The organism is Psychrobacter sp. C 20.9 (assembly GCF_001921765.1).
GTDB lineage: Bacteria > Pseudomonadota > Gammaproteobacteria > Pseudomonadales > Moraxellaceae > Psychrobacter > Psychrobacter piscatorii_B.
The window spans coordinates 97,305-105,987 of record NZ_MRYC01000011.1 but is presented as its reverse complement, the minus strand read 5'-3'; the positions used below and the strand labels follow the sequence as shown (position 1 = coordinate 105,987).

General features: G+C 41.5%; 7 protein-coding genes. 4 read left to right on the top strand and 3 right to left on the bottom strand.

All coding sequences use genetic code 11. From position 1 onward, the window contains the following. Nucleotides 1–66 precede the first annotated feature (66 nt). Nucleotides 67–750, top strand: coding sequence for a DUF421 domain-containing protein (locus tag BTW00_RS09070; RefSeq protein WP_075107133.1), 684 nt, complete (start codon nucleotides 67–69; stop codon nucleotides 748–750). A 3-nt stretch (nucleotides 751–753) separates the two neighbouring features. Here BTW00_RS09070 and BTW00_RS09065 read toward each other — a convergent pair whose 3' ends face one another. Together BTW00_RS09065 and BTW00_RS09060 are read right to left on the bottom strand one after the other, a co-directional pair. Beyond that, on the bottom strand, nucleotides 754–1,224 hold the full coding sequence (locus tag BTW00_RS09065; protein WP_075107132.1) for a CinA family protein: 471 nt from the start codon (nucleotides 1,222–1,224) through the stop codon (nucleotides 754–756). A 178-nt stretch (nucleotides 1,225–1,402) separates the two neighbouring features. Continuing rightward, a complete protein-coding gene (locus BTW00_RS09060) occupies nucleotides 1,403–1,606 on the bottom strand; it encodes a CsbD family protein (RefSeq protein WP_075107144.1) in 204 nt (67 codons plus the stop codon). A 445-nt stretch (nucleotides 1,607–2,051) separates the two neighbouring features. On the opposite strand from BTW00_RS09060, the gene BTW00_RS09055 reads away from it, so the two are divergent. Next, nucleotides 2,052–2,393 (top strand): MgtC/SapB family protein, encoded by a 342-nt coding sequence (locus BTW00_RS09055; protein ID WP_256714043.1) that lies wholly within the window; start codon nucleotides 2,052–2,054, stop codon nucleotides 2,391–2,393. Nucleotides 2,394–2,972: 579 nt separating this feature from the next. On the opposite strand, the gene BTW00_RS09050 is transcribed toward BTW00_RS09055, so the two are convergent. Beyond that, complete coding sequence (locus tag BTW00_RS09050) at nucleotides 2,973–3,707, bottom strand: hypothetical protein (RefSeq protein ID WP_371915065.1); 735 nt, start codon at nucleotides 3,705–3,707, stop codon at nucleotides 2,973–2,975. 672 nt (nucleotides 3,708–4,379) lie between these two features. Here BTW00_RS09050 and BTW00_RS09045 point away from each other — a divergent pair. Next, nucleotides 4,380–5,654: an integrase arm-type DNA-binding domain-containing protein gene (locus tag BTW00_RS09045; protein WP_075107129.1), complete on the top strand. Its 1,275-nt coding sequence runs from the start codon at nucleotides 4,380–4,382 to the stop codon at nucleotides 5,652–5,654. A 231-nt stretch (nucleotides 5,655–5,885) separates the two neighbouring features. Then, nucleotides 5,886–8,672 (top strand): phosphoenolpyruvate carboxylase, encoded by a 2,787-nt coding sequence (ppc, locus tag BTW00_RS09040; RefSeq protein ID WP_075107128.1) that lies wholly within the window; start codon nucleotides 5,886–5,888, stop codon nucleotides 8,670–8,672. Nucleotides 8,673–8,683 lie beyond the last annotated feature (11 nt).

Genomic DNA, 8,683 nt, shown 5'->3' with positions numbered 1-8,683 from the left:
TTAAGGTCAGATTGAGTAGTCATTGCTTATTCTCCTGTTAGTGGATTATAAGCAGTTACACAGAGTTTGGGAAACTCCCGTATCTTTATTTACGATACGACATGGTCCTTTGCCGCAGAAATAGTCATACGTACTGTTATCATGTTCGGTCTGGTGATTTTATTACTGCGGTTGACGGGTAAGCGCGGTGTTCGGCAACTGACTATTTTTGAGCTAACTATTATCTTATCACTCGGCTCTATCGCTGGTGACCCTATGTTCACTGAAGACTTACCGCTGATCCAAGCCGCACTTATCATGAGTATCGTGCTTTTACTTTATAGACTATGTACTTGGTTTGCCTCCAAACATAAAGCATTTGAGCTATTACTAGAGGGCAAGCCTACTTACATTGTCGAAAACGGATTGCTTGTGTTAGAAGATATCGAAAAAGGCAGGATGTCTCATGATGAGTTTTTTACTGAAATGCGTAAACAAGGCGTACGTCATTTAGGTCAAGTACATATGGGACTATTAGAAACCGACGGGGAATTTAGCGTATTATTGTTTCCAGATGATGAGACTCAATACGGCTTACCCATTTTCCCTAAAGAGTTTCAGCCAGCCCAATTTATAAAACAGGGGCATCCCTATGCTTGTATGCATTGCGGTCAAGTCGAATATATCTCAGATCTAAACAAAATCTGCGAACGTTGTCATCATAATACTGTGGGCTGGGCAAAAGCCCTTAATAATAAGATTGTGAACTAATCGTCAATGCTTGCTCACTACATCGATAATACCTTTACAAACCAGACTATAGATACTCCGTAATTTTTGCTGGGATGGCCCATTACACAAGCTGCGAAAACTATACACCTCATCCTTATAGCCAATGCAATAAAAAAACGTCCCAACTGGCTTCTCTTCAGTTTCAGAGCCTCCAGGCTTTAATAGCCCAGTACATGCCACGTGTAAATCTGCCTCGAACTTTTCTGGAGACTGTTTGACGAGCTCTTGGGTCACTTCCAAGGATTCGGGCGTATATTTGTCAATCAGCTGACTCGATATGTTTAACACATTCTTCTTAATCACCGCGTCATAACATACCAATCCTCCCATCAGTACATCGCCTGAATAAGGACTGACAGAAAAACGATGGGCAAGGTAGCCAGCGGTTGCACTTTCAATAAAAACGATCGTTAAATTCTTATCAGCCAGTACCTTAGCGCAACTGTCAGACATGATATCTCCTTAAAAAATAAAGAACCAAATACTGTATGTGTCTTAATCTGTCATCTTACTATCAACCCTTTAAAGAGAAAAAGACCGCATCCTATTTCAATGCGGTCTTTTATCATTTTGTTCTTCTATCCATACATTATCTATGTACAAATAAGAAAACTCTGTCAAAAAACTGACCTTAGTACTGATTTTCGCGACGCCACTCATCTACGTCACGCTCAGCGTCTTCTCTTGAATGGCCATAACGCTCTTGTACACGTCCAACCAATTTATCACGATCACCTTCAATATGCATCATATCGTCGTCTGTCAAGTCTGCCCATTTTTGTTTGACGGCCCCTTTCATTTGATTCCAGTTGCCTTTTAAGGTTTGACTGTTCATATTAGTGTCATTCATATTAGTGTTATCCATATTAGTATCGTCCATTCTTTGGTTGTTTTTATATTGCGTGTCCATACTTTGCTCGTTAGTATTTGGATTACCCATTACAATTATCCTTTTGTGAGAGACTTTGTATCAGCCATAATTAATACTGACTGATAAAAATAATATAATACATTTTATCCAATACTTTCTGTATAAAGAGTGTTTTTGTTTATATAATATCATTAATACTCTAACAAAATTAATTCTTATATTTAATCAATGTGAATAAATTAAGTTTTACTCCAAATAGCACTATTATTCTTAATTTACATTTAATCAAACTTCTTAAAATATATATTTTGCTTACTCATTACCCATATTAACAGACGAAAATTATGTTTGAATTTGATATTAGCTTAAAAATTTTTTCTACCATGTAATTCAATTAAGTATTGATTTTTTGCTGTCGCTACCAATTGCACTCAATCGTGAACTTGAAGACAATGGTGCTGGACTTAGAACATCTCCATTGGTGACGATTGTTTCATGTGCTTTTATGCTGGTTGGTAGGGATATTTACCATGGCTCTGATGCTGAGGCTAGGATTATGTACGGCATTATTACTGGGATGGGCTTTATCGGCGGTGGCGCTATCTTTAAGAATGAGAATGAGGATGAGGATGAGGATGAGGATGAGGATGAGGATGAGGATGAGGCAAAGGGTACTGCGGCTGGACTGTGGAATACAGCAGCAATTGAGATATTAGTAGCTTATAGCCGTTACGAGATTGCTATTATATGATCTATAGTTGGCTTTTTAAGCCTACACTTCTCAAAACCTTTTAAACTAAAATCTTAATGTTGCAACTCAAAGTCATTAAAATAAGTAATGAATGGCTACCTTAGCGAAAATCTCATACTTACTCGTTTTTTAGAGAGTATTAATGATCGAGTCTCTTTGATACTTAGACCAATAAATGTAACTTGTTGTGTTTTCTAAGGAAAATTTGTTTTAGGCTTGAAGTGGGTAGTTCATTACTTAACTGATTAGAAATAAATAATTCCATAGAAGCGGTAGCGAGTAATTAGCTAAGCATACATTATAGGAGGGAGTTTCCAGCTCTTTATATATCTAGCACATAAAAACCAAATAAATTGAAACTTTCCTATCATTTGAGCTGTCGCAAATTTTGCGACAGCTGCTTTCTAAGTACCTAATAAGTAATCGCTGTCACTACTAATGAACTACCGAGTAATCTTCGGTAGTCTCAGTTTCGAAAATGACATTTTTCGGAATGATTCAGATCTAGATTAGCCCTACTCTCTGCAACCAAACCTTTATTTCAAACTGTTTACAACCAATCGAGCGCTAGCCTATCTCTTAAACCCAGCCTTCCTCCAACAGATGCTCAGTATTGCTGACTTTGAACTCATTGCATAAGTCATAAAATGTCATTGGATCTTCAATATTGCCGAGCAGCTCACGTTTGTTTAGGGACACAAATAGAGCCAGTGCGTAAGCTGCATTATGAATAGACTTTGCAGGATTAAAAGTAATATCAGTAAAGGCTTGGTATTGCATCACTTCTTCATGTAAGTGAGGGTTTTGCTTTAGCGCGTTCACATATAGCCAATCATAAAACGTCGTCAATGGCTCTACGCCCCATTCCATACCAAAATAATTGTAACCAGTGAGCTCTCCTGATGTCATTAATCGCTCGTCCTTTCTGGCTTGTCTTGGCGGTGCTGTCAGCAAATCAATGTAAGGGCCACCATCTTCAAAAACCATACTAGATTGAAAAGCATTTTCGACACTATATTGATTACCGTCATGCTCATCAGTGATCTTTAAGCTAAATGGGCTCAGTGGAAAACTCAGTTTATTGCCCGATTTACTCGACAGCTCTAGCACTTGTTTAAACCCATACTTTTTGCGAATGACTTGATGCAAATCATTGATCGTTTTTTTCTTTTGTCTACTCGCAAATCCTACATGCCGCTCAACTCTTACCATATCTGTTTTTACCAGATTATCACTGTTGACCTTGGGCATAAATACAGGTTTATGTTCTATAGCGTTTTGGCTTTTTGCCATAGAGTTGCTTCTTTGTTCCATAACGATGTGCCTTATATCAATAGTCTTTTATAAGTTTTCTTTCACAGTTGATCTGGTCGCCAAATGGTAGCTGCTCACGCATTTTGACAGATACTGAACGCCATTAGCGTTCGCGAGGCAGTTTATCTTATTATGCATCATTTATCTGCCCTATTTTAAATTTGCCAATAGACTTGCTGAGTTTTGTTTCTATGAATACCTAGAAAATTGGCTTTTAGTCGTTTTACGTGCCTGCACTGATATTAAACCTTAAAACAGTACCTTCCAGATTTGCATAGAACAGTACTATGACCCTGATTTTTATATTCTGTGCGCGTACGCGACCGTGTTTTTTATAATAAATCTGCTCTATCGCTTACCAAATGGACGATTCGCCTTATCAATCCCTTTAATTATGTGCCGAAATGATGAGCAAAAAACGATACTAACCCAATAAGCGTATGATCTGCTTCTTATTTCCCCAATATGCTACAATTATCCCCAAGTGAGCCTTGGGGATAATTAGCACATAAATCCTTTTATATAAAAGGCCTGTAATATTATCATCATAAATATCGGTGTCCATATCAGTGACCAAATACTCTTTGGCTTTTTACAGGAGGGTATTTTCATAAGTTATCGAATTTGCATAAACCATCACGCATTTACCTCATAAAAATTACGGATAAGAACATGGCTGTCGACAACATAAATGATATCAATAAACTTGAATGTCGAGATAAGGATTACTCGGTCAGTGTCTCAGGCATCGCGGGTCTAAGTCTACGCGTCTATCCAAACGGTAAAAAAGAATACTACCTGCGCTACTCTCATCCACATGTCGATGGCAAGCGGCCCAGAATGATGCTCGGCAAGGTTGAGGACATCAGTCTATATGAGGTCAAGTACAAAGCAGAGACCATACTTAACATAGTCGCAAACGGCTCTGACCCCAAAGCCATACAGCAAAAAGAGCAAGTGAATAAGTATGCTCACTTAAAGAACGCCACGTTCGCTGATATTGCACAAGCATGGCGAGATCACAAAACATCCAGTCGTCAGCAAAGCAAATCAAAAAAAACTGCGTTTAGTGAGTCGACACTCAAATTTTGGGATTTGTGCTTGGGATACATGTGCCGTGATATTGGTGATCTGAGAATGAACGATATCACCAGTGAGATGATATTAAGTGTGTGTGAAGCAATCCAACATAACGACAATCAAGCGACCTTCGTTGGCGCCAGTACGCGGCTTTATACGGAAAAAGTATTTTCATTCGCTGTCGCACGAGGATTATGCGATAAAAATGTAGCGATTGACACTCGTGGCGAGTTGGCACCTGCCAATTCAGGCAATCACTTGCCAGCTATTACCAAGCCGGATCAGTTTGCGACGCTTTTATATGATATGTCCAATTTTAAAGGGGCAAGCAAGCTCACATTAGAAGCCATGAATTTACTGCCTTATGTGTTTGTACGTAGTATTGATTTGCGCTCTATGCGCTGGCAGGATATCGACTGGGATAATGATACATGGGCATTCTCCCCGACCAAAGGCGAAGGTCGCGACGACATGGTATCGCACTTGGTTGTTCCATTAGCCACACAGGTGATTGCGCGATTACGAAACATTCAATCCATCACAGGACATAAAGAGTATGTCTTTGCCTCAATGCGCGGTTCAAGCAATGCTTATATCAGCAAAGCCACACTGGTACAGATATTTCACCGGCTTGGATACAAAGACGTGCAATGCGCGCATGGCTTTCGAGCATCGGCCAAAACCTTGCTTATGGAACAGCCAGAGTTACGCTACTCAGACATCGTCACAGAATTACAGCTGGGTCACAGGATAAAAGACACGCACGGCGGGGCTTACAACAGACTTGATGAAATCGATACTAGGGTACAGATGATGCAAGATTGGGCGGATTATATAGATAAGCTGCGAGATTACGCTAAGATGTAAGCCAAGTGAACTCGCGCTAAGAATCGTTTGAAAAATAGACGGGGCGTTAAATACACTATAATATGATGAACATCAATTGATAAAAAATTGCTTTGAGCGTCAAACATAACTACCCATTCATGTTAAATTGTAAAAAAACGGTAGGGATATCTGTAGAGATAAAAAGTCTATGATAGCCCTAATATTATACTCGTTAACACTGTACTCACTCATTTAATAAGAAGGTTAAGGATGACTTTAGATAATAACGTACTACGTAAACGCACCAGCTTATTGGGTTCATTGCTAGGCGATGCCATTTCTCGCCAATCTGGAGAGCAGACAATAAAGACCATTGAGACCTTGCGTAAAGGTTTCATTCAACAGCGCCGTGAACCTAATGAGGCGCACAAGCAGCAGCTCATCGACTTTATTGCGTCTTTGGACAATCAAACTTTAAAGGATGTCATACGCGGCTTTTCTATCTATTTTTTCCTTGCCAATCTAAGCGAAGAGAACTACTTGCGTGAGCAACGTCATGAGCTGCGTATGCAATCGGAGCAAAGCTGGGAAGGATCGTTTCGTCGTACTTTACTTGAATGTCGTGAGCGCAATATCGAGCCCGCTCAAATGCAAGAGCTGATTGATCAGCTAAAGTTTACGCCTGTATTTACGGCGCATCCTACCGAAGCGCGGCGCCGTACCACGATGAATATTTTACAAAGCCTATTCACACATAGCGATGCCTTAAACAACGTGTCTGAAAACAGTTTCGCCTACGAGCAAGCCAAAGAGCAAACCGCGCAAACGATTGACTTATTATGGTCGTCAGATGAAGTGCGCACCCGCAAGCCATTGGTCTATGACGAGATTAACAACGGCCTGCATTACTTTAATGCCAGTTTGTTCAATGCCATTCCCAAAGTATATCGCAATATCAAAAAAGCCATTGTCGATATCTATCCAGAGCTCACCGACTATCCACTGCCTGCCTTTATGAGCTTCGGTTCATGGATTGGCGGTGATAGAGATGGCAATCCTTTTGTGACGTTTGAGACCACAGAACTTGCCGTCTTAATGCATGCGGATACCGTACTGCGTCACTATCAAGTACTACTCAAAAAACTGCGCCGACAGCTCATTCATAGTGACACTATTGTCACCGTGTCTCCCGACGTATATGCCAAGATCAAAAGTTATGATGAGCTCGATCAGCGGGTGTTTGACTATAACCTCGATGACTATGGCAACGAGCCATATCGTCGATTGCTTTCTTTAATACTTACCAAGGTTAATGCCACCAATCGCCGCATTCAAAGCAAAGGGACTGACATCGAGGCTGAAAAAGACGCCTATGCCAATCCAGAAGATCTATTAGAAGACCTACGCATTATCCGTCAAAGTGTCACTACTCACGACAAGGCGCATGCAGATGGATTATTGCTTGATGTGATTCGCCTGGTAAAAACTTGCGGCTTTCATTTGGCAGCGCTCGATATCCGCCAAGAGTCGTCATACCATGGTGAAGTGATTGCAGATATCTTTGCGAGTGCCTCCAACCTGCCTGATTATCAAACGCTAAGCGAAACCGAACGTCAAGAGTGGCTCACACGCTTGTTAGAAAAACCGGGTACGCCGCTCATCTATACCGATAACTTAACAGACAAAACGCGTGAGCAATTGGCACTGATGAATTCGGTCGCCACCTTACGCAAACTGGTGGGACAGGCGACTTTTGGCAGCTATGTTATCTCAATGACGAACAATGCCAGCCAGCTACTAGAAGTGTTGCTGTTAATGCGATTTGCAGGCTTATGTACGATTGATGCTGACGGTCAATTGTCTGCTGACCTACCTGTCGCACCGTTGTTCGAAACCATCGAAGATCTTAAAAACATCGATAAAATCTTGCCTGCTGTGTTAGACAATCCACTATATCGCGGATTGCTACAGAATACAGATAATACGCAAGAGATCATGCTAGGTTATTCGGACTCATCAAAAGATGGCGGTATCATCACCTCGGCTTGGCAGCTGTATAGTGCGCAGCAAACCATTAATAGTATTGCTGAGCAATATGGTATAAAAACACGATTATTCCACGGTCGCGGCGGTTCGGTGAGTCGCGGCGGCGGCTCAACGCACAAAGCCATTGCGGCACAGCCGGCTGGCACGTTGCATGGTCAGATTAAAGTGACCGAACAAGGCGAAGTGCTTTATGCCAAATATGCCAATACGGATACTGCCGTGTTTGAGCTGACCATGGCAATCACGGGTACACTCAAAGCCTGCTCGACAAGATTTGTCGTGCAACCGACTGAGTTGCCAGAGTATGAAGCCTTGTTTGCACGGTTAGCAGAAGCAGGCGAACAACGTTATCGAGAGCTGACCGATCATACGGAAGGGTTTTATAAATTCTACTCACAAGTGACCCCAGTACAAGAAATCTCTTTACTGAACATTGGCTCACGTCCTGCCCATCGCAAAAAAGGCTTGCCAAGTAAAACCACATTGCGAGCGATTCCTTGGGTATTTGGCTGGTCGTTAGCACGCTTTACCCTACCTGCTTGGTATGGCGTTGGTAGTGCTCTGCATAGTGTCAGAGACAACGAGATTTTGATGAAAGAGATGAATGCGCGCTGGCCATTTTTTAGTGTCTTTATCAGTAATATTGAGATGGCTTTTACCAAATCTGAGATGAGTATCGCTCGTGCTTATAGTCAGCTGTGTGAAGATGACGCGCTACGTGAGCAGATCATGAGTGAAGTACTCGATGAGCATGAGCTAACCTCCTCTGGCCTGAATTCTTTGCTAGATCAAGAGGATTTGCTAGCTAGCCAGCAAAATCTGGCTGCCTCACTGCAGTGGCGAGATGCTTATTTGGATCCTATCAACTATATCCAAATCGAGCTGTTAAAACGTGCCAGACAGCAAGATGACAATACGGCAGATAACCATACAGATGGCGATCTCAACGTAGAAGATCCATTAATCCGTAGTATCAATGCGCTGGCAGCGGGTTTACGTAATACGGGGTAAGAGACGATACG

Excerpts from the sequence above, each read along its gene's own strand:
- BTW00_RS09065 (WP_075107132.1), bottom strand. The coding sequence starts at position 1,224 with ATGTCTGACAGTTGCGCTAAGGTACTGGCTGATAAGAATTTAACGATC.
- BTW00_RS09060 (WP_075107144.1), bottom strand. The coding sequence starts at position 1,606 with ATGAACAGTCAAACCTTAAAAGGCAACTGGAATCAAATGAAAGGGGCC.
- BTW00_RS09050 (WP_371915065.1), bottom strand. The coding sequence starts at position 3,707 with ATGGAACAAAGAAGCAACTCTATGGCAAAAAGCCAAAACGCTATAGAA.
- BTW00_RS09045 (WP_075107129.1), top strand. The coding sequence starts at position 4,380 with ATGGCTGTCGACAACATAAATGATATCAATAAACTTGAATGTCGAGAT.
- ppc (WP_075107128.1), top strand. The coding sequence starts at position 5,886 with ATGACTTTAGATAATAACGTACTACGTAAACGCACCAGCTTATTGGGT.